Origin of the sequence: Microbacterium sp. BWT-B31, assembly GCF_041379855.1 — a bacterium.
Lineage (GTDB): Bacteria > Actinomycetota > Actinomycetes > Actinomycetales > Microbacteriaceae > Microbacterium.
This window is the reverse complement of record NZ_JBFECU010000001.1, coordinates 313,698-333,297: the sequence shown is the minus strand read 5'-3', so window position 1 is coordinate 333,297 and position 19,600 is coordinate 313,698. Positions and strand designations below refer to the sequence as shown.

General features: G+C 70.2%; 16 protein-coding genes. 11 read left to right on the top strand and 5 right to left on the bottom strand.

Features of this window, described 5'->3' with window-relative positions:
• Position 1: 1 nt before the first annotated feature.
• The 5 genes from AB1K54_RS01430 to AB1K54_RS01410 all read left to right on the top strand — a co-directional run bounded on the left by AB1K54_RS01430 (position 2) and on the right by AB1K54_RS01410 (position 8,074).
• Complete coding sequence (locus AB1K54_RS01430; protein ID WP_371200910.1) at positions 2–1,159, top strand: glycoside hydrolase family 88 protein; 1,158 nt, start codon at positions 2–4, stop codon at positions 1,157–1,159.
• On the top strand, positions 1,156–2,760 hold the full coding sequence (locus AB1K54_RS01425; RefSeq protein ID WP_371200909.1) for a GMC oxidoreductase: 1,605 nt from the start codon (positions 1,156–1,158) through the stop codon (positions 2,758–2,760). The genes AB1K54_RS01430 and AB1K54_RS01425 overlap by 4 nt, the downstream gene beginning before the upstream one ends.
• Before the next feature lie 1,265 nt (positions 2,761–4,025).
• On the top strand, positions 4,026–4,901 hold the full coding sequence (locus AB1K54_RS01420) for a hypothetical protein (protein ID WP_371200908.1): 876 nt from the start codon (positions 4,026–4,028) through the stop codon (positions 4,899–4,901).
• Positions 4,902–5,187: 286 nt separating this feature from the next.
• A complete protein-coding gene (locus AB1K54_RS01415) occupies positions 5,188–6,477 on the top strand; it encodes a hypothetical protein (protein ID WP_371200907.1) in 1,290 nt (429 codons plus the stop codon).
• Between the two features lies 1 nt (position 6,478).
• Positions 6,479–8,074 (top strand): lipopolysaccharide biosynthesis protein, encoded by a 1,596-nt coding sequence (locus tag AB1K54_RS01410; protein WP_371200906.1) that lies wholly within the window; start codon positions 6,479–6,481, stop codon positions 8,072–8,074.
• Here AB1K54_RS01410 and AB1K54_RS01405 read toward each other — a convergent pair.
• From AB1K54_RS01405 to AB1K54_RS01390, 4 genes are read right to left on the bottom strand one after another with little or no spacing between them, the layout of a single operon-like run.
• Positions 8,040–8,573: a DapH/DapD/GlmU-related protein gene (locus tag AB1K54_RS01405; RefSeq protein ID WP_371200905.1), complete on the bottom strand. Its 534-nt coding sequence runs from the start codon at positions 8,571–8,573 to the stop codon at positions 8,040–8,042. The genes AB1K54_RS01410 and AB1K54_RS01405 overlap by 35 nt on opposite strands.
• Positions 8,573–9,889 carry a wax ester/triacylglycerol synthase domain-containing protein gene (locus AB1K54_RS01400; RefSeq protein WP_371200904.1) on the bottom strand — a complete coding sequence of 439 codons (1,317 nt, stop codon included), beginning with the start codon at positions 9,887–9,889 and terminating at the stop codon, positions 8,573–8,575. Before AB1K54_RS01400 ends, AB1K54_RS01405 begins: the two co-directional genes overlap by 1 nt.
• Positions 9,886–10,818 carry a glycosyltransferase family 2 protein gene (locus AB1K54_RS01395; RefSeq protein WP_371200903.1) on the bottom strand — a complete coding sequence of 311 codons (933 nt, stop codon included), beginning with the start codon at positions 10,816–10,818 and terminating at the stop codon, positions 9,886–9,888. The genes AB1K54_RS01400 and AB1K54_RS01395 overlap by 4 nt, the downstream gene beginning before the upstream one ends.
• Positions 10,802–12,028: a glycosyltransferase family 4 protein gene (locus AB1K54_RS01390; protein WP_371200902.1), complete on the bottom strand. Its 1,227-nt coding sequence runs from the start codon at positions 12,026–12,028 to the stop codon at positions 10,802–10,804. The genes AB1K54_RS01395 and AB1K54_RS01390 overlap by 17 nt, the downstream gene beginning before the upstream one ends.
• A gap of 271 nt (positions 12,029–12,299) precedes the next feature.
• Between AB1K54_RS01390 and AB1K54_RS01385 the strand changes: the two genes are divergently transcribed.
• The 6 genes from AB1K54_RS01385 to AB1K54_RS01360 are packed head-to-tail and all read left to right on the top strand — an operon-like array spanning position 12,300 to position 18,448.
• Complete coding sequence (locus AB1K54_RS01385; RefSeq protein ID WP_371200901.1) at positions 12,300–13,202, top strand: hypothetical protein; 903 nt, start codon at positions 12,300–12,302, stop codon at positions 13,200–13,202.
• 23 nt (positions 13,203–13,225) lie between these two features.
• Positions 13,226–14,788, top strand: coding sequence for an O-antigen ligase family protein (locus AB1K54_RS01380; protein ID WP_371200900.1), 1,563 nt, complete (start codon positions 13,226–13,228; stop codon positions 14,786–14,788).
• Positions 14,785–15,639, top strand: a complete 855-nt coding sequence (locus AB1K54_RS01375) for a glycosyltransferase family 2 protein (RefSeq protein ID WP_371200898.1) — start codon at positions 14,785–14,787, stop codon at positions 15,637–15,639. The genes AB1K54_RS01380 and AB1K54_RS01375 overlap by 4 nt, the downstream gene beginning before the upstream one ends.
• Complete coding sequence (locus AB1K54_RS01370; protein ID WP_371200897.1) at positions 15,636–16,538, top strand: SGNH/GDSL hydrolase family protein; 903 nt, start codon at positions 15,636–15,638, stop codon at positions 16,536–16,538. Before AB1K54_RS01375 ends, AB1K54_RS01370 begins: the two co-directional genes overlap by 4 nt.
• Positions 16,535–17,470 carry a glycosyltransferase gene (locus AB1K54_RS01365; RefSeq protein ID WP_371200895.1) on the top strand — a complete coding sequence of 312 codons (936 nt, stop codon included), beginning with the start codon at positions 16,535–16,537 and terminating at the stop codon, positions 17,468–17,470. The genes AB1K54_RS01370 and AB1K54_RS01365 overlap by 4 nt, the downstream gene beginning before the upstream one ends.
• A gap of 15 nt (positions 17,471–17,485) precedes the next feature.
• On the top strand, positions 17,486–18,448 hold the full coding sequence (locus AB1K54_RS01360; protein ID WP_371200894.1) for a glycosyltransferase family 2 protein: 963 nt from the start codon (positions 17,486–17,488) through the stop codon (positions 18,446–18,448).
• Here the strand turns inward: AB1K54_RS01360 and AB1K54_RS01355 are convergent.
• Positions 18,394–19,587 carry a glycosyltransferase gene (locus AB1K54_RS01355; protein ID WP_371200893.1) on the bottom strand — a complete coding sequence of 398 codons (1,194 nt, stop codon included), beginning with the start codon at positions 19,585–19,587 and terminating at the stop codon, positions 18,394–18,396. The two genes, AB1K54_RS01360 and AB1K54_RS01355, sit on opposite strands and share 55 nt — an antisense overlap.
• Between the last annotated feature and the right edge of the window lie 13 nt (positions 19,588–19,600).

Here is a 19,600-nt window from a genome sequence, read left to right as displayed (position 1 = left end):
GATGCTGCCGGTCGTCCTCCCGCGCGACTACGTCGTGCCGGCGGGATTCGCCGACGTCGCCCGTCGAGTGTGGGACACCGCCGAAGCCAAGGTCGCCGGCCTCATCTCCGCACATCCCGACCAGTTCCCCCTGTACACCGAAGACGGAAAGTGGGTCGTTGATGGCGAGGTGTGGACCAACTGGTGTGAGGGCTTCCTCGGAGGGCAGCTCTGGATGCTGTCGCGCCGCGCAGGCGACCCCGCCCATCGAGACAGCTTCCGTTCAGCAGCCGAGCACTACTCCAGCCTCCTGGAAGAGCGACAGCACGATGACTCCGTTCACGACCTCGGCTTCATCTTCTGGTCGACGTATCGCCGTTGGTACGAGACGACCGGCGAGCAGTCGCTGAAGGACGTGCTCGTGCAGGCAGGTCGTACGACCGCCAGCCGGTACCGGCCCATCGGGAACTACATGCCAAGCTTCCGCGAGCCGGCGTCTCTGTTCATCGACATCATGATGAATATCCACATGGCGTTCTATGCGTCGCAGCAAACCGGCGACGACTCGCTCGCCGACGTCGCGACGCAGCACTGTCTGACGACTCGCCGCCACCTCATCCGAGGAGACGGTTCGGCGTCGCATGAAGCCATGTTCGACCTCGAAACGGGCGACTTCATCGCTCAGACGACCCAGCAGGGCTTCTCCGACACCGGCTCCTGGGCGCGTGGACAGGCGTGGGCGCTCTACGGATTCGGCACCGTCTACAGATTCACCGGCGACCGCCGCTTCCTCGACACAGCTCGCGCAACGGCCGATTTCTGGATCGAGAAGACCCGCACTCAGCTCGTGCCGCCGAACGACTGGGAGGAGCCGAACCCGGTGCGGCCGTACGAGAGTTCCGCTGCGGCCGCGGCCTCGGGTGGTCTCTGGCAACTCGCCGGGCTTGTCGATAACCCCGCGCTGGCTCGCGCGTACGCAGACCACGCTGTTCGCACCCTTGCGGCTCTTGCGGCCGATGATTTCCTCGCCAGCCCCGTCGAGGACTGGGAGGGCGTGCTGAAGCATGGCACCTATCACGAGGGCAAGGGCCTCGGCGTCGACGAGTCAGTCATGTGGGGCGACTACTGGTTGCTCGACGCAGTCGACACCATCCAGCAATACGCGGAGGGCGCGGAATGACTGGTACCGCAACGGAGGTCGAAGCGAGCGGTTGGGATTCCCCTGGCGCTGTCGCCGGCGAGACCATCGATACGGACGTCTTGATCGTCGGAAGTGGCATGGGCGGAGGCACACTCGCATACGCCCTTCGTGATTCAGGCTTCCGTGTCCTCATCGCCGAACGCGGACAGCGACTCCCGCGCGAACCGGAGAACTCCAGCCCCTCCGAGGTCTATCTGAAGCATCGCTATCAAAACGCCGACATCTGGTACAACGGCAAGACCGGGGCGCCGTTCAAGCCCGGTGTTTACTATTACGTCGGAGGCAACACCAAAGTCTACGGCGCGTGTCTTCCACGGTTCCGCGCGTCGGACTTCCTGGCGACACCGACCGCCGACGGTATCTCGCCGGCGTGGCCTTTCAGCTACTCGGATCTGGAGCCCTACTACTCCGAAGCCGAAGCGCTGTACCAGGTGCGCGGTGACACTGGTGCCGATTCGACCGAGCCACCGCGATCGCAGCCCTTCCCGCACCCGGCGCTCGACCACGAGCCTACGATCGCCAGGCTCGCTGCCTCTTTCGAGAGCCAGGGTCTGCATCCGTTCCGTATGGCGTCGGGCATGCAGCTCGACAGCCAGCGAGACCGAGAACTGTGCACGACCTGCGATGGCGCACCTTGCGAAACGGGGCACAAGTCGGACGCCGAAAACCGGGCCATCGACCCGGCGCTCACGTCAGCTTCAGTCACCCTCGAGACCGGCCTGCGCATCGACCGCCTAGAGACCGACAGCTCGGGCAGGCGTGTCGTCGCCGCGCTCGCAGTGAAGGACGATGGCACCCTCGTTCGCGTCGAAGCTCTCACTTTCGTGCTGGCCGCCGGTGCGGTCAACTCGTCCGTCGTCCTGCTCCGCTCTGCGTCAGAGGCACACCCGGCCGGGCTGGGCAACTCCTCCGGGCTCCTGGGTCGCAACTACATGGTCCACGACAGCACCTTCGTCGTCGCGCTGAACCCGTTCCGTCGCAACAAGACGGCCTGGCAGAAGACGCTCGGCATGAACGACTGGTATGAGAGCGGGCCGGGACGAAAGCACCCCCTGGGCAACGTACAGATGCTCGGTAAGCTCGCCGGGCCAATGCTTCGTATGGGTGCCCGCATCGTGCCGATTTGGCTACTCGATCTCGTCTCCAAGCGCACCGTAGACCTCTATCTCACGACGGAGGACTTGCCGCGCAAGGAGAACGGTGTCGTCCTCTCATCCGGACGGATCGAGATTCACTGGACACCAACCAACGTGAGTGCCCACCAGACGCTCGTCAAGAGGATGCGGACGGCGCTTCATAAGGCGGGATACCCGTTCGTTCTCACCAAGCGCATGGGAATCGAGACCAACTCCCACCAGTGCGGCACCGCAGTCGCTGGACACGACCCAGCGACCAGTGTGCTGACGCCGGAGTGCAGAGTTCACGACGTCGACAATCTCTTCCTTGCAGACAGCTCCTTCTTCCCCTCCTCGGCAGCGCTCAACCCTGCGTTGACGATCGCGGCGAACGCATTGCGGATCGCCCCCACCGTCGCCTCGTCCACGAAAGCGCTCTTGCGCGGAGGTATCAACGCGAGTTGACCGCTGGAGCCCCGAAGTAGGCGAGGAATAGGGGGCTCGCCTCTGTGGTGGAGGCGGGTCTCACCCTTCACCTGTACGGCAGTTCGAGCAGCTGTGCGCTCCAGGCCGAACTGTCGCACGCGCGCCAAATCGCCACGACGGTGTCGTCGGGATCCATCTCAGCTTGCATCAGTGAGTATTCGCTCTTCTGAGCGCCACCAGTATTGCCTTTGAGCGCCACCCCGCGATCTGCGTCGTTCGTCAGCTGAACGCCACCGCGTGCTGCACCTGCCGAGGAGCGCGGGGCGACCCGCGCAGCCGAGGGCCGGGCGCGTCTCGAGACACCTGAGCGGGGACAGTTCCGCTCACCGCGCACGCCTCGCCATGGCTGCCGCGGGCAGGCGGCGCCTGCCCTTGCCCTCGACGACGGGGACACGCGGTGGGGTCATCGATGCGTCCTGCAGCCGTTCGAGGCTCCGGTCGAGGCCGCGTCCAGCCGCGGTCTTGAGCACAGTCCTCGAGGGTGGTGCTCAAGAGCAATATTGGGTGGCGCTGAACGCGAATATCGTGTGGCGCCGAACCGCAATATCTGGTGGCGCTCAAGGGTCCAAATACTCACATCAGTAGGCCTGCTACTCCGCGGCGGATGTAGCGCCAATCGAGGCCCTGGGTCGGCGCCGCGCATTCGGGAGCTGCCGGGGTGAGATAACCCTCGGGGCGCGCGGCTGCGATCCAGTCCCTTACCTCCGCTTCGGGGCGAGCGAAGCGTGTCGAGAACGCTTGAGGAGGCCGACGCCGTCCGCTGCCTCTTCGAGGCAGGCACCGGGCGAGCCGCAGCCGAGGACGACGTCGTCGAGTTCGTACGGATCGAGCCCCGGCGCCGTGACAACGGCGGCGCGCTGAGGCGAAGGCGAGATCCTCGGGGCGTTCCGTCGCGGGCGTCCCCTTCTCGGCGCGGCCGATCGGGGTGCGGGCGACGGCGAGGCCGACGTTGAGGCCGGTCTTCATTCGAACGGCTTCGGTGATTGTGAAAAGGGCAGCGACTCCTGAGCCGACGGAAACGGGCGCGAGGAATCGCACTCTGTCGAACCCGTAGTTGATGGCGACCGTGTCCCGGACATCGATCACGCTGGGGAGTAGTCGGGGCAACAGGGAGAGGGTCGGCATGCCGGGGCGAAAGCACCTCCTCGCGCGCCGGTCGGGCGGGCTGGCGCCGCGGCACGGGTGCCGCGGGCCACCGGGGTCGGGCAGGCATCGCGTCCGGGGCGATCGGTAACCTTGCCGATATGCCGCCCATCGAGCCTTCGACCTCGCTCGAGCGCACCTACCGGTACCTGCGCATCGGCGTGGCCAGCTGCGTGATCGTCATCTTCGTGTCGGTCGCGGTGGCCGCGGCATCCGTCGGCTGGCTCACCTCGGTGAGCGACTACTTCTACACGTCCGCCCGCAACGGCTTCGTCGGCGCGCTCATCGCCGTCACCCTCGCCCTGATCGCCCTCTCGGGAAGCGGCGCCGAACGGTTCCTGCTCGATGCGGCCGCCCTGTTCGCTCCGCTCATCGCCCTCGTGCCGACCACCGTCGCCCCGCGCACGATCCCGGGCGTGACGGCGCCGTGCCGCTTCCGGTGCTTTCCTGCGGAATACGAAGCGGATGCCGCCAACGGCGTGACCACCTACCTCGTCGTCGGCACGCTCTTCGTGCTGGTCACCGTGCTGCTGATCGCCCTGCGGCAGGCATCGCTCAAGACCCTGTGGCTCTCGCTCGTCGTCACCGTCGCCGTGCTGGCCGCGGTCGGCCTGACGTGGACCCTCGCCCGCGACGCGTTCCTGCAGCAGGGGCACTTCGCCGCGACCATCGCGTTCTTCGGGCTGTTCGCCGCCGTCGCCGTCCGCAACGCGTTCCCCCGCCCGGGCACGGCTCCGGCGACCGTGTTCCGCGTGCTCTACACCGTCATCGCCGCCGCTCTCGGGGGCGTGCTCGTGCTCTACGTCGTGCTGCTGCCGCAGGCCGAGCGCAACGGCCTGCCCATCGTGCTGATCGCCGAAGCCGCCGCCCTCGCGCTGTTCTGCGCGTTCTGGGTGGTGCAGGGCATCGAGAAATGGCACGACGACGACCCCACGTTCGCGCTGCGCGACGCCGGAGCACGCGAACGGGTCGGCTGAAGCCGCCGCGTTGCGATAGGTCTCGGTCGCGATCGCCGTCGCCGTCACCGCAGTCGCCCTCCGCTGCCGCCCGATCACCGCAGACAGCATGCGAGAGCGCGTCGCGTGCCAACGGGGCTGATCGCCCACCCCACGCCACTGCGGGTGTTACTGCCGTGTGAACTCTTTGTTGCGCTATGCCCGGGCAGGTGTGCGCGCGCGGTCGATGCCCCCATGCTTGAAGGGACTCCTCTTCAGGCGGAGCGAACGACCCGTTCGTCCAAGCGATCGACCGAGAGGAAGACGAATGGCCGACGACCGCATCTGGCGCACACGAGCGAGCCGCCGGGCATTCCTCGGGCTCCTCACCGCCGCGCCCGTGGCCGCTCTGGCCGCGTGCGCCGCCGACCGCCCGCCGCTTCCCCACGCGGTGCCGGCCACCGCCGCGCCGACGCCCGGCACCGCGACGACCGGCGTGCCGACCGCGGCGAGCGCTCGTCCCGTCGTGGTGCCGTCCTTCGGCCCCAACGGCACCCACTGGCCCGAGCACACGCCGTGGCTCGGCGAGGCCGTCGCGCACATCATCGAGGTCGGCTGCACGTGGCCTGCGATCGCCACCGCCCTCGCCCGCGTCACCCCCGCGCAGGCCGCCGCGGGCGTTCACCTCAAGGTCCTGCCCGGAACCCTCACCGGCACCGGATCGTCGTCGGGCTCCAAGGCCGTGCTGCAGGGCCTGGGCAGCGCCGACTGGGCCAAGAACGTGCTGGTCTCCCCCCGCGACGGCCGCGGCACCGTGACGATCAGCGGCCCGGCGAGACTGCGCGACGTCAAGGGCATCACCTTCGCCCGCATCGACGCCGACGACCTGCTGCTGACCAACTGCACCCGCACCGCGTGGGCGCACGCGAAGATGTCCAAGGGCCTGCGCATGGCGTCTTCTTATAACTCGACGACCCGCGAGTGCGGCGCATACGAGATCGTCATGGCCGACGCCAAAGCCGACATCTCGGATCCCCTCGGGTACGCGGCCGGAGAGGGCTGCACCCTCACCGACTGCGTCTGGGACGGATGCTACGGCGCGCCGGTCTTCCGCCCGAACGGCGCCACCGACCACGTCGACACGCTGCAGATGTACGGCTCGGGGTGGTACCGGGGCCTCACCGTGCGCGACACGACGTTCTTCGGTTCGCTCAACTGCGCGCTGCAGATCGGCGGATCGCGGCCGGACGACCCCGGGCTCGGAACCGCGTTCCTCACCCTCGAGCACAGCATCATCACGTCGCAGGCGACCGCGATCCGCGTGCGCTACCCGGTGCCCGACGGTGCGCAGACCCCCAGCATGGACCAGGCGCTCAACGGCATCGGCGAGCCCGGCCAGCTGCACGCGAAGGACTCGTACATCTTCGGCTCGATGTACAAGAGCCAATGGGGCCGCGTGCAGAACACGCACGTCTCGTACGTCCGAGCCCTCGACAACAACCCGGTCGCCGACGGCGAATGGACCTACGACTCCTCGCTGGCGTCGTGGGGCGCCGCCGATTTCGACCGGCTCACGCCCACCCCGACCCCCGAGTTCCTCGCCTCGATCTGGACCTGAAGTGAGCGCATCCCCCACCCCCGACCAGGGCGCCGGCCTCGCCCATCGCGCGTCGCGCGGCATCGCCATCACGATGGGCGGAATGTGGTCCAAGACCCTCATCCAGATGGCTGCGATCGTGCTGCTCGGGCGCCTGCTGACCCCCGACGACTTCGGCCTGGTCGCGATGGTCACCGCCATCTCGGGCGTGCTCGACCTCGTGCGCGACTTCGGGCTCACCGGCGCGATCATCCAGGCGCGCGAGATCAGCGCGCGCAGTTGGCGCAGCCTGTTCTGGCTCGCCCTCGCGTTCGGCACGGTGCTCGGCGGAATCCTGGCCGCGTGCGCACCGCTCATCGCGGCCCTCTACGGCGATGAGCGTCTGATCGCGATCACCCTGGTGATCGCTCCCAGCCTCATCGTCAACGGGCTCACCATGCCCCTGCAGGCCCGAGCCACGCGAGATCTCGAGTTCGGGCTGCTCGCGCGCATCGACGTCGTCACGATGGTGGTGGGTGTGATCCTGGCGATCGCCGCGGGGCTGCTCGGCTTCGGCTACTGGTCGCTCATCATCATGGTCGGCAGCGGCCTGGTCGTGCGCCTGATCATGCTGTGGATGGCGATCCGGCCCCATCCCGGATGGCCGCGTGTGCACCGCGACGTGCTCCCGCTGCTGTCGCGCGGAGGCAGCATCTTCGGCGCCGAGCTGCTCAACTACCTCGAGCGCAACGCCGACACCGTGATCGTCGGCCAGCAGTTGGGCGCGGCCACCCTCGGCCAGTACTCGCGCGGCTACGCGCTCTTTCTCATGCCGCTGCAGCAGCTGAACGGGCCGATCGGCCGGGTCGCCCTGCCGGTGCTGAGCAAGCTCCAAGACGACCCCGAGCGCTACCGCCGCTACATCCGCGGCGCGCTGCTCGTGATCGGCTACCTCACGCTGCCGACGTACGCGATCCTCGCGACCGTCTCTCAGCCCCTGTTCGCGCTGCTGCTCGGACCCGGATGGGACCAGGCCGCCACGATCTTCAGCATTCTCGCGATCGCCGGCATCGCGCAGGGCATCGGCAAGGTGCGAGGCTGGCTGTTCATCACGATGGGCCGCTCGCACCAGCAGTTCGCCTACGACCTCGTCGCCCGCCCACTGGTGGTCGTCGGCTTCATCGTCGGGATCATGTGGGGCGGGATCTACGGGATGGCGCTGACCTACGGCATCCTGTCGGCGGTGCTGCTCGTGCCGGGATTCGCCTTCGCGATCCGCAAGACCTTCGTGCGCCCGGGCGATATCGTCTTCCCGGTGATGCGCCCGCTCGTGTTCGCGCTGCTCGCGTTCGCCTCGGCGTTCGCCGCGACCCGCGCCGTCGATGCCATCGCCGTCGTCGAACTGATCGTCGGCGGCGTCGCCGGGGGCGCGGTCCTGCTCCCCCTGCTGCTGATCCCCGCCTATCGACGCGACTTCGCGCAGATCTTCGGGTTCGTCAAGCAGATGCGTGCGCCCAAGCCGCGAAACCCCCAACCCGACGGCGACGCTCCCGAAGGCGGCGCTCCCGACGGCGGCGCGCACGCCGAGCCGCCCGCCCGGCAGGTCAGTCCGCGCCGGGCCCGGGCCGCTCGCCGATGACGCGCGCGGGCACACCGCCGGCGATCGCGAAGGCAGGGACATCCTTCGTCACGACCGCGCCCGCCGCGATCACCGCGCCCTCGCCGATCGTCACCCCCGCCAGCACGACCACGTTCGCACCGAGCCACGCGCCGGCACCCACGACGATGTCCTCTTCGACCTTCGGCTGATCCATGATCGCCACCGGCCCGCGTTCGATGCCGTAGTTGGACGCGGTGAGGGTCACATGCGGCGCGAAGAGGCACTTGTCGCCGATGAGGATGCGACCTGTGGAGTTGCCCGCCCAGATGACGCAGAACTCGCCGATGTGGGATCCGGCCCCGATGGCGATGCGCTCCGCGTTGCGGAACGACACGTTCGGGGCCATCGTCACCCCCTCGCCCAGTCGCAGGCGCCGCACCTGGCGGACGAACGAGTAGCTGCTGAAGTGCGCGAGGCGCAGCGCGTGCCCGAGCGTGCGCGGATCCAGCACCGAGCGCACGGCATCCTTCAGGCCCATCAGACCCTCGCGGGCCTCTCGGCCGGCACGCTCAGCGACCGCTCGATCGAACGCATCAGCGCGGACCGGTCGATCGAGTCGCGCACCGTCGCGCTCACGACCAGCTCGCGCCGGTACGCGCACGCGAGCACCGCGAGGTCGTCGCGCGGATCTCCCGCCGGCCACCCGACCAGGGTCTCAAGCGGCGCGTCGCCGAACCAGCGCTGGTCGCGGCCCAGCGTCACGAACGTGGCGAAGCCCACCCAGTCCTCGGCGCCCTCGACGATCGACCCGCCCGAGTCGACCGCGCGCTGCACCTGCTCGCGCACCAGCGGGAGCATCTCTTCGACGCTCGCCGAGGTCGGCACCGAGACCTTCACGATGCTCACGTCGTTGCGCACCTCGCCGTCGCCGCGCGCACGGCGCGAGATCGGCACGAGGATCGAGATGGACTCGGTCCCCTCGCGCTGGTCGGCGACGGCGCGCAGCGCCGCCGCCGCGAGGAGGTCATTGACGGTGCCGCCCAGGCGATAGGCGCGCTTGGTCGCCGCGGCGAAGTCGACCACGACGTACTCGGACGAACGGCCGCGCCGGGCCGCCTCGACCATTCCGGTGCGGGCGATGCGCGCGTTCTTCAGGGGGCGCAGCACCCGCCCGCCCCACCGGCGCAGCCGCATGCGGAAGGGCTTTCGCCAGTACGCCCGCCACGCGTCGCCGGCCGAGCCGTGCCGCCCTCGCCACTCGCGCCACGCGAGCCTGAGCACACCCAGCCCGGTGCGCGGCGCGATGCCGACGGCCTCCCGCTCGGCATCCCCCGGCACAGGCGCGGTGCTCTGCGCAGCGGTGCCGGCGAGCACATCGCCGATGCGCAGTCCGAACATCGCGTCGCCCACGACATGGTGGTAGCGCAGCACGATCGCCACCCGCCCCGACTCGAGCGGCACGAACACGAGATCCCACAGGGGCCGGTCCAGATCCAGCACCGGACTGTCGCGGCCGGTCAGGGCCTCGACGACGCCGGGGTCGTCGGGCTCGACGCCGGAGTGGAAGCGCACGTGGTACTCGAGGTCCAGGTGCTCCACGGGAACCCACGCCGGGGTCGTCGCTCGCAGCGGCGTGTGCACCAGTCGCTGACGCATCGACGGCGCGAACCAGCTCAGCCGTTCGATGCGGTCGCGGATCGCCGCACGGTCGAACTCGCCGTCGGGGCCGCGCAGCGACGCCCCGTCGACGATCAGGGTTCCGGCGGCGCACATCGACGCGAACACGACGCTGTCGGCGACGTACTTCTCGTCGAGCGACCTGATCAGCTGCGCACGCGGGCTCGGCTCTGTCACGATTCGTCTCCGCTCCTGCTCGGCACGTTCAGAACGATCGGATGCGGCGGGTCGTCGTCCACGAAGACCCGCCCGTCGCGCCGGAACCTCATCGCCTGGAACATGCCGCCGAAGAAGCCGCCGAGGAGTGCGAGATCGGCCCCGCGCCGCCGCGGGATGCGCCGGTTGCGGAACGCGCGCGACACGGTGCGCTTGAACACGATCGCCGCCATCAGCAGGCCGACCCCGAACCGCAGCCGCAGCCACTTGGCAGTCAGCGCCCCGAGCCCCAGACCGTAGCCGCGGTGGAGCGTCGCATAGGCGTCGTCCTCGCGGGTGTGCCGGTGGTGCACGACGCAGCCCGGATCGAACACGATCGCATGCCCCGCGTCGAGGATGCGGCAGAAGATGTCGAGGTCCTCGGCCCCCGCGAGGCGCCTGCCAGCCCCCAGGACCGGATCGAAGCCGCCCAGCTCGAGCAGCAGCTCGCGCCGGAACGCCATCACGGCGCCGTGTCCGGCATCCAGTCCCTCGATCGTGCGGCGATAGCGCCGCACCGGGCCGGGATCGCCGCCGCTGCCGATCATGCTGTGGTCGAGCATCGTCCCGGTCACGGCGCCGACCGTCGGATCGTCGAAGTGCGCGAGCGCGGCCTGCACCCAGCCGTCCACCCCCGTGCAGTCGTCGTCGGTGTAGAACACGATCTGCCGAGCGGTCGCCGCAAGCCCCGTGTTGCGGGCGATCGACAGGCCCTTGACGTCGGTGCGGACCGCCTCGACCCCAGCCGCGCGCGCCACCGCGAGCGTCTCGGGAGTCGTCGACGCCGAGTCCACGACGAGGATCTGCATCTCGGCGGGACTGCTCGCGCGGAAAGACGCGAGTGCGTCGCGCAGCATGCCCGGTCGCTCTCTCGTGCAGATCACGAGCGTCACATCATCGGCCCGGAGCATCTTCGAGCTCGACCTTCAGGTGTTCGGCGGCGAGGTAGGCCTCGACCTGCAGTTGGGCGGCCGCCGTCCAGCTCAGCTCGCCCGCGCGGCGCATCGCGGCCTCCTGCATCGTGCGCAGCACTTCGGGCTGGGTCACCAGCGCATCGAGCTGTCGTGTGAGGGTCGTAACGTCGCCCACGCGGTGCGTGAGGCCCGTCACCCCTTCGTCGATCACCGCGCCCGCGGCATCCGACACCATCGGCACGCACCCCGCGACCTGCGCCTCGTACGTCACCAGGGCGCTGCCCTCTTCGACGGAGGGAAGCAGCAGCACGTCAGCCTCGGACAGCACGCGCATCGGGTCGTCGGTCACGCCGCACAGGCGCACACCGGGGGCGGACAGCAGCGGCTCGAGGTGGCGCAGGTACTCGGCGTCGACGTGCCCGCACACGAGCAGGCGCCCGCCCTGCGCGGCGAGCGAGCCGGCCCATGCCTGCAGGGCGAAGTGCAGCCCCTTGCGAGGCTCGACCCGCCCGAGGAAGACCGCGGTGAACGGGCGCGCCGACGCGTCTCGCGGGTAGGGCGCGGCGTTCGAGCCGTAGCGATGCCGCAACAGCCGACGCGAGTCGAACCCGCGGTCGCGGAAGGTCTGGGCCACCGAGTCCGACGGCACCAGCAGCGCGGTCGCGGCGGCCCACTCGCGCTGCTCGGAACGCAGGTGCCGGGCGCTGCGGGTGTGGCTCGCGCCCTTGCGCGGCACCAGCCCGAGGCGCGCGATCTCGCGCTCGACGACGGCGTACGCATGCTCGGTGTGGGTGTTCGGCACCTCGCGGACCGACGCAATGCCCGCGCGCCGGGCCGCCTCGAAGGTGCGCTCCGCCGCGAGCGGCCACGCGTGCACGACGTCGATGCCGTGCCGATCGCCGCCTCGCGCCGCCCGCGCAACGATCCGCGCGGCGACGCGGTCGTGATGGCGCAGCGCGCGATCGCGCCCGACGGCCCGATGCGGGATCCGGCGGCCCGCCACCGTCAGGGTGGTGTGAACGGATGCCGCGCCCTCGACCGCCCGCGCGAGGCTGGCCACCACCAGATGCACGTCATGCCCGGCGCGCACGAGCTCGTTGGCCTGGTTCCACGCGGTCCAGCCGATCCCCGGTGCGCCGAGGGCGTGCGGAAAGCTATAGAGAACAGACAGTTCGCGCCCCCCTCCCCCGGTGGACAGCTCGGTCATGAAACGCTCCGTCCCTCATCCCTTCCCCCACTCTGAGCGCGAGCGAAAGCGCGGCACAACCCGAGCGGGCGAATGTCGCCCACTCTTTACACGAGTGCAACAAACCCGGGTCTCGACGTTAACAATGCGGCGCGACCATTGGATGGCCAGCTCCCGTTCGAGCCCGCGTCGGCGACCGTTCGAACACACGGAGACTCGCCCGACGGCGTGTGGGGGGAACGAGGCACGTGCGTCCGCGCGAGCCTCACGCCAGACAGAGGGGACGAGCACCATGGACACTCCCAAGTACTTGCAGACACTGTGGCAGTACAAGTGGCTTCTGCTGTTCGGCGCGATCGTCGCCGCAGTGGCCGCATTCTTCGCGGGCTTCGCGATCCAGAACGGCCAGGTCGTCTCGCGCGCCGAGACGACCTACTCCGCCGCCACCACGATGCTCGTCACGAGTCCGAACGACACCCTGTACCAGGCCGAGGTTCCCGGCATGCCAGTGCAGGAGGGCATGACCCAGCCTCAAGAGATCGACCTCGCCCAGAACGCGCTGCTGTACGCCTACCTGATCTCGAGCGACACGATCCTGCAGGACGTCGAGGCGGCGATCGGTCCGCTCGACGACGAGAAGGAGTCGCTCTCGGGTCTGCGGCGCACGACCCAGCCCGCCGGCGACGAGCGCTTCCCGGGTCGCTACGAGCTGCCTGTGCTCGAGGCGATCGGCATCGCCCCCACGCAGGCTCGCGCCGAGCTGATCTCTCGGACGGCCGCCGACGCGTTCCTGGCCTATCTCGCCCTGCAGCAGGACGAGCAGGGCATCGACCCCGCGCAGCGGGTCGAAGTCGAGCTGCTCGCCGCCAACGACGCGGTCGAAGGCGACGGATCCAACCCGGCGATCCCGATCGTGGTGACGTTCCTGGGCGTGCTGCTGGCGTTCGTCGTGCTGATCTATCTCATCGCCGGGGCCCGGTCCGGGGCGGCCAAGCGCAAGGCCGCGAAGGCTTCAGCCGCCGCGGACGATGTCGCGACAGGCGACGCGGCAGACGATGCCGAGCCCCCGGCCACAAGCGACGAGCCCGCGTTCGACGAGACCCTCGAACCGCTCCAGGGCGACCGCGAGCTCGTCACGACGAGCACCGGATCGCTGCGCGCACGTCGCGGCGCCGGCGACGGCCTCGTCGGGTGACGGCCGGCGCCGCAGGACACGCCGTGACCACGACCGAGTCTGACGCGCGCACCCGGGCGGCATCGGGCGAGCAGGCCGCCGCGCACACCGCCGAGGCGACCACCCCGCGTCGGCCGCGCACGTGGGCGATCGTATCGATCGCCCTCGGGCTGGCCGCTGTGGTGCTCGTCTCGGTCGTGTTCCTGCCCCCGCTCATCACCGGCGCGGTGCTGCTGAGCCTGTCCGCCGTCTTCCTGCTGCGGCGGGTGCTGTTCACCTGGCCGGCGCTGCTGTTCCTGCTCGCCGCGTCGATCATGTTCATCCCGGCCCGGCGCTACGCGCTGCCCATCCAGCTCGGCTTCGCGCTGGAGCCCTACCGGGTGATGATCTTCGTCGCGATCATCGCGCTGGCCGTCGCGTTCCTCGTCGACAGGCGACGCCGCTGGCAGCCCATCGCCTTCGGCTGGCCACTCGGGATCTTCCTCGCCACGCTGCTGGTGTCGTTCATCGCCAACGGCACGCGACTGGTCAACGCGGGGCTCGCGACCACGTCGTTGTCGGCCTTCCTCCAACTGGGCGTGCTGCTGTCGGTGCTGTTCACCGTGCGCCAGCTGCTCACCTCGGAGCGGCTGGTGCTGCAGTTCCTCATGTTCCTGTCGTGGTGCGCGATGATCGTCGGGTTCTTCGCGATCGTCGAGCGTGTCACCCGCATCAACGTGTTCTGGATGCTCTCGAGCTTTCTCCCGCTCGTCATGCTGCGCGACCAGGGAGAGGCCATGCGCGCGGGCGTCAACCGCGCGTACGGGTCGGCGCAGCATCCGATCGCCCTCGCGGTCATGCTGTGCATGATCCTGCCGATCCTGGTGTACTTGGCCAAGTACGCGCTCTGGCCGCGCCTCGAGATGAATCGCCGCATCTTCTACGGCATCGGCACGGTGCTCGTGTTCGGCGGCATCATCGCGGCGATCTCGCGCACCGCCGTCGTGGTCATGGGCGTGATGTTCCTGCTCGCGCTCCTGTTCGTGCCCCGGGTCGCGTTCGTGCTGCTGGCGTTCGCGGTGCCGATGGTCGTGCTCGCCGCGCTGGTCGTTCCCGCCCAGGTCGACTCGATGCTGCTGTCGTTCCTCGACGTCGACACGCTCATCGCGTCGCAGTACACCTCGGCGGGCATGCGCGGCGCAGGACGCCTCGCCGACCTGGCCCCGGCGATGGCCGAGGTGGCGAGGCTGCCGTTCTTCGGGCAGGGCTTCGGCAGCCGCATCGTCGTCGGCGACGAGGCGAACTCGTTCATCCTCGACAACCAGGTGCTCGGCATCCTGATGGAATCCGGGGCGCTGGGCGTGGCCGGCTTCGCCGTCTTCATGCTCGCCCCGGCCGTCATGCTGGTCGTCTTCGCGCTGCGCACGGCGCGCGAGCGTCGCCACGCGGCCCTCGCCCTCGCGATCGGGATCGCGATCACCGGCTACAGCGCGTCGCTGTTCTTCTTCGACGCGTTCGGGTTCTTCCAGTCGTTCCTCATGCACCTGATGCTGCTCGCCGTCGGCGCGTGGGTGCTCACGGCGACCCCGCGGCGGGCCTCGGCGGCCACCGTCGGAGCCGGGCCGTGAGCGTCCAGGCGAGCGTGGTGATCCCCGCGCACGACGAGGCCGCCGTGATCGACCGCCTGCTGTCCGGCCTCGCGCACGACCCGAGGGCGGACACCCTCGAGATCGTGGTGGTGGCGAACGGATGCCGCGACGACACCGCAGCGCGGGCCGCCGCCCATCGCGGGGTGCGGGTCGTCGAGATCGACCGCGCCTCGAAGATCGCGGCGCTCAACGCCGCCGACGCCGAAGCCGTCGCCTTTCCGCGTGTCTACCTCGACGCCGACGTCACCATCGACGTCGACACGATCCTCGCCCTCGCCGACGAACTCGACCGCGACGGCATCGAGGTGGCCTCGCCCCGCCTCGTCGTCGACACCTCGCACGCGTCGTGGGCGGTGCGCCAGCACTACCGCGTGTGGGAGCTGAGCGACTACCGCGCGACCGGTCACATCGGCTCGGGGGTGTACGCGCTGTCGGCGCGGGGGCGCGCCCGGTTCGACGACTGGCCCGAGGTCATCGCCGACGACCGCTTCGTGCAGCAGCTGTTCGCTCCCGCCGAGCGGGGGACGCTGCGGGAGCATTCCTTCACCGTGCGCAGCCCCGCCCGCTTCGCGTCGCACCTGCGCCGATCCACACGCATCGCGCGCGGCAACCGGGAGCTTGCGGCGACCGTTGCGCCGCAGACCCCCGGCCCCGACGGCGCCTCACGCGGGCGGCTCGTGCGGCGGGTGGCCGCGCGACCGCGCCTGTGGGTGCCGTTCGCCGTGTACTGCGTGAGCTGGACCCTGCCGAACGTGATCGCCGCGCGCACGATCGCGCGCGGCGACGCCCCCGCCTGGAACCGCGACGAGACGAGTAGGGCATCGACATGAACCGAACCAGGCGCCTGCGCCCCTCGAAGAAGCCGATCGCGTTCGCCGCGACGGTCGCGATCCTCGCGCTGACGGCCGCGCTGAGCGGATGCGGGTCGTCCGAGACCCCCGCCGAGGCGGTCGACCTGACCGAGATCGCCGCCCCGCCCGGCATCGGCGACATCGACACGATCGGGGTGCTGGGCGACTCGCTGTCGCTCGGAGTCAACGCGTGCGGCGAGGTCGGCCGATGCACGGCCGCTTCGTGGGCGTCCGGCGACGACCCCGCGGTCGCATCGATCGCCACCCGCGTCGCCGCTCTCACGGGAACCGAGCCCGAGGTCGTCAACCGCGCGAAGGACGGCGGGACGGTGGCCGATGCGATCGGCGAGCGCTCGGACGAGGTGATCGCCGCCCAGCCCGACCTCGTGCTGCTGTTCCTCGGCGGCAACGACGTGTGCAAGGGAGATGTCGCCTCGATGACGAGCGTGGAGGACTTCCGGGCGAGCTACACCGACCTGCTCGGCCGGATCTCGGCGGGGGCGCCGGACGCGCGCGTGCTCGCCCTCTCGGTGCCCGACCTGGGCCACCTGTGGCAGATCGGGCACGACAAGATCGCGGCCACGAGCGTGTGGGACCAGAGCCCGTCGTGCCGCAACCTGCTGGGCGACGCGCAGGCCACGGATGCGGCATCCGTCGACCGGCGTGCCGCCGTGACCACACGCAACACCGAGCTCAACGCGGTCATCGACGAGGTCTGCGCAGCCCACGAGAACTGCATCAGCGACGCGGGGGCGGTCTTCTCGTACCCGTTCTCGGCGGACGAGATCTCGACGGTCGACTTCTTCCATCCCTCGGTGGCCGGCCAGGCCGCCATCGCTGAGCTCGCCTGGAACGCGCTGGCAGGAGCGACACAGTGACGACTCTGCTGGTGGCGATCTCGGGCGGTCATCTGACACAGCTGCGGATGCTGGCCACCCGCGTCGCCGCCGAAGACGACGTCGTGTGGCTGACCGACGACACGCCGCAGAGCCGCTCGCTCCTGGACGGCGAACGCGTCTACCACGTGCCCACGCGTCCGCCGCGGGACCTTCTCGGCGTCCTGCGCGACACCCGGATCGCCCGGCGCGCGATTATCGATCACGACGTGGACCGGGTCATCAGCACCGGGGCCCAGATCGCGCTGTCCGCCCTGATCCCGGCATCCGTGCGACGCATCCGATTCACCTACATCGAGAGCGCGACACGCGTGACCGGGGTCTCGGCGACCGGCCGGGTCATGGAGCGGGTGCCCTGGGTGCGGCGCTTCGTGCAGTATCCGCATGCCGCGAACGACAAGTGGGGCTACGCGCTCTCGGTCTTCGACGGGTTCGACATCGCCCCCGCCGAGGCGCCCGGAGCGGTCCAGCGCGCCGTCGTCACCGTCGGCGGCAACGGCGACTTCGGCTTCCGCCGCCTGATCGAGGCCGCGATCACCGTCCTGCCGCCCGACGCCGAGACGCTGTGGCAGGTCGGCTCGACCGACGTCTCGGAACTCGCGATCGACGGCGTGCGAGCCCTGCCGCAGGCCGCGCTCTCGGCGCGCATGGCCGAGGCGGACGTGGTCATCGGCCACGCGGGAACCGGCACCGCTCTCGCCGCGCTCGCCGCGGGCAAGGTGCCGATCCTCTCTCCCCGCTCGGTCGCACACGGAGAGCACGTCGACGGGCATCAGCACGACCTCGCCGGGTTTCTCGCCGAACGCGGACTGGCCGTGGTGCGCGAGCCCGACCAGATCAGCGCCGACGACCTCGACCTCGCCCGCCGCTGGCACGCGGTCGCGGCATCCGGCCTTCCTCCCGTCCGCGTCTGAGGAGGTCTCGCGCCCATGACCAGCCCGCCCGACGTGAGCGTCGTCATCGTCAGCTACAACACCCGCGACGAGACGGTCGCCGCCGTCGAGTCGGTCTTGAGCGGCACCGACACCGTCGAGGTGGAGATCATCGTGGTCGACAACGGCTCGACCGACGGCAGCGTCGCCGGACTCCGCGCGGTGACGGGGCCTGTTCACGTCATCGACGCGCGCGAGAACCTGGGCTTCGCGCGGGGTGTCAATCTCGGCGTCGCCCACGCCCGCGGCGAGTTCGTGCTGCTGCTCAACCCCGACACGATCATGCTGCCGGGGTCTGTGGATCGGCTCGTCGCGTTCGCCCGCGCCAACCCGCAGTACCGCATCTTCGGAGGTCGCACGCTCGCGGCGGACGGGTCGACCGAGCCGAGCTCGTGCTGGGGGGCGCCGTCGCTGTGGTCTCTGACGATGTTCGCCCTGCTGCTGTCGACGGTGTTCAAGCGGTCGCGCGTGTTCGACCCCGAATCGCTCGGGCGCTGGGAGCGCGACACGATCCGGGAGGTGCCGATCATCACCGGCTGTCTGCTCCTGATCTCGGCGGAGGACTTTCGCGAGCTCGGCGGCATGGACGAGGACTTCTTCCTGTACGGCGAGGACGCCGAGTTCAGCATGCGCGCGGCGGCGCGTGGAATGGCGCGCGTGGTGTATCCGCCCGCGGCGATCGTCCACACGATCGGCGGCTCTTCGGGCGGCAGCGCGAAGGGGGCGATGGTCATGGCCGGCAAGGTGACCTATCTCAACAAGATGTGGTCGCCGCGGCGTGCGGCAGCCGGCCGGGCGCTGCTGCACACCGGGGTCGCCGCCCGCGCCGCGCTCGAAGCGGCCACCCGGCGCACCGACCGTCCGTGGAGTGCGGCGTGGCGGCGGCGGCGCGACTGGGCGGACGGCTACCCGCGGGCCGAAGAGGCGATCTTCGGGCGGCGGGTGGTCTCGGCCGGCTGAGTCTGCGCGGCGGCGGCCTGCGACCCTGCCGCGGGCCCCACCCATTCGCGGATCGCCTCGACGAATCGCTCCGTGTCGAAGGCGGCCGCGCGCGTGCGTGCCGCCTCGCGATCCACCGACCCGAGCCGCTCCACGGCCGCCGCCACCTCGCGCGGGTCGTCCGGGTCGACATGGAACCCGGTCACCGCATCCTGCACCGACTCCGCCGCGCCGCCGACGCGATTGACGATCACCGGGCACCCGGCCGCCATCGCCTCCACGGGGATGATGCCGAAGTCCTCCACCGGCGGGAACACGAACGCCAGTGCCCGCTGGAACAGCGCACGCATCATGGCATCCGAGACGAACCCCAGCATGTGCACCGGCACGCTCGCGGCCGCCGCGAGCGCGGTCAGGTGCGCGCGCTCGGGGCCGGATCCGGCGACGACGACTGGGATGCCGAGCCGGTCGCCCATGCCGATCACCGCGTCGTGGCGCTTGTAGGGCACGAGCCTGGAGGCAGCAAGGAGGAACCCGTGCTCGGGCAGCGACGCGAGCAAGTCCTGCTCCCGGGCGTCCAGACGCGCGCTCCACTGGCCGCCGGCGATGATCTCGCGCGCGTGCACGGGCGGATGGATGACGCGTGCGTCACGGTTCCACGAGCGCTGGATGCGGCGACGGACGAACTCGCTGTTGGCGGCGAGGTCGCCCGCGTGCGCGGCGGCGCGGCGATCGGCGCTCTTGAGCACCGCTCGCGCGGCGGCGAACACTCCCCCGGCGCCGCGTCCGTCGAGGGAGGGCTCCCACAGATAGCGCGCAGGCGTGTGCACGTACGAGAACTTCGGCACGCCCTGGGTTCGCGTGCCGAAGTCGGCGTGGTGCGCGAAGACATAGCTGCTGGTGAGCACCCAGTCCGGACGGGCGGGCACGTGCGCGTGGCGCCACGTGTGCGACATCAGGGGCAGCCCTAACGCCTTGTGACGCCGAAGCGGCGTGCGCGCCATCCACGACTGCGACACCTGACCCGCCGGAAAGCGGTCGGTGTCGTCGCTCCACAGCGCGTAGAAGCGCGAGTCGGGCAGCGCGGTGCGGAAGGCGTCGAGCACCTGCTCGGCGCCGCCCGACCGCTCGATCCATTCCTGGACGATCAGACCGGTCATCTTCGCCTCCCCG

Coding starts and splice junctions, on each gene's coding strand:
- AB1K54_RS01425 (WP_371200909.1), top strand. CDS start 1,156: ATGACTGGTACCGCAACGGAGGTCGAAGCGAGCGGTTGGGATTCCCCT.
- AB1K54_RS01420 (WP_371200908.1), top strand. CDS start 4,026: ATGCCGCCCATCGAGCCTTCGACCTCGCTCGAGCGCACCTACCGGTAC.
- AB1K54_RS01430 (WP_371200910.1), top strand. CDS start 2: ATGCTGCCGGTCGTCCTCCCGCGCGACTACGTCGTGCCGGCGGGATTC.
- AB1K54_RS01405 (WP_371200905.1), bottom strand. CDS start 8,573: ATGGGCCTGAAGGATGCCGTGCGCTCGGTGCTGGATCCGCGCACGCTC.
- AB1K54_RS01370 (WP_371200897.1), top strand. CDS start 15,636: ATGAACCGAACCAGGCGCCTGCGCCCCTCGAAGAAGCCGATCGCGTTC.
- AB1K54_RS01355 (WP_371200893.1), bottom strand. CDS start 19,587: ATGACCGGTCTGATCGTCCAGGAATGGATCGAGCGGTCGGGCGGCGCC.
- AB1K54_RS01390 (WP_371200902.1), bottom strand. CDS start 12,028: ATGACCGAGCTGTCCACCGGGGGAGGGGGGCGCGAACTGTCTGTTCTC.
- AB1K54_RS01395 (WP_371200903.1), bottom strand. CDS start 10,818: ATGCTCCGGGCCGATGATGTGACGCTCGTGATCTGCACGAGAGAGCGA.
- AB1K54_RS01385 (WP_371200901.1), top strand. CDS start 12,300: ATGGACACTCCCAAGTACTTGCAGACACTGTGGCAGTACAAGTGGCTT.
- AB1K54_RS01360 (WP_371200894.1), top strand. CDS start 17,486: ATGACCAGCCCGCCCGACGTGAGCGTCGTCATCGTCAGCTACAACACC.
- AB1K54_RS01415 (WP_371200907.1), top strand. CDS start 5,188: ATGGCCGACGACCGCATCTGGCGCACACGAGCGAGCCGCCGGGCATTC.